General features: G+C 47.9%; 1 protein-coding gene and 1 pseudogene. Both read right to left on the bottom strand.

All coding sequences use genetic code 11. The features are described 5' to 3' along the window. A pseudogene (locus R7P74_RS26445) lies at nucleotides 1-138 on the bottom strand (gamma-glutamyl-phosphate reductase); the annotation flags it as partial. 17 nt (nucleotides 139-155) lie between these two features. Continuing rightward, a partial coding sequence (proB, locus tag R7P74_RS26440) for a glutamate 5-kinase (RefSeq protein WP_318123624.1) occupies nucleotides 156-710 on the bottom strand: 555 nt, incomplete at its 5' end.

The following is a 710-nucleotide window of genomic DNA, read 5'->3' as shown; positions in this document are numbered from 1 at the left end:
TGCTGCCAAAATCGCAGCTGAGTTTGCTTCTAGCTCATCTGCGATGATCGCTAGAGCTTGGTTCTTTTGAGCAGTTGACGCTGTCGCCAATTCGAAAGCTGCATCTTTAGCAGCTTTACCCATATTCGTTAAATCCACGTTGCTTCCCTCAATTTCTATTCTTGAATGACGACAAGATCATCGCGATGAATCACTTCTGAGCCGTAGTCATGACCCAAAATAGAGATGATGTCTTTACTGTGTTTGCCAGTAATTTTTGCCAAGTCTTCACTTGAGTAGGCACTAATACCACGCGCAACCAGTTTGCCATGAGAATTTGTTACGCGAGCAACTTCACCACGGGCAAAATCACCGCTCACCTTGATGACCCCTTTTGCTAGCAAGCTGCTGCCTTTACCAACAACCGCATTTACCGCACCATCATCGATGATAATGTCACCCGATGCAGCAGGACCTGCGAGGATCCAACGCTTACGGTTTTCCAATGCTTCTGAACAAGGTAGGAAACGCGTACCTTGAGGCTCCGTGCTCAACGAGTCAAAAATTACGTTTGGCGCGCTACCTGCTGCGATAATAACTTCAATACCCGCGCGACGTGCGATGTCGGCTGCTTGAAGTTTCGTCGCCATACCACCCGTACCGAGTGTTGTACCGCTGCCGCCAGCAATTTTACGCAACGTGTCATCAATGGTTTTAACTTCTTTGATCAG

The organism is Vibrio sp. 2033, from assembly GCF_033339735.1.
The sequence above is the reverse complement of the archived record's forward strand: the minus strand, read 5'-3'. Positions and strand labels throughout refer to the sequence as shown.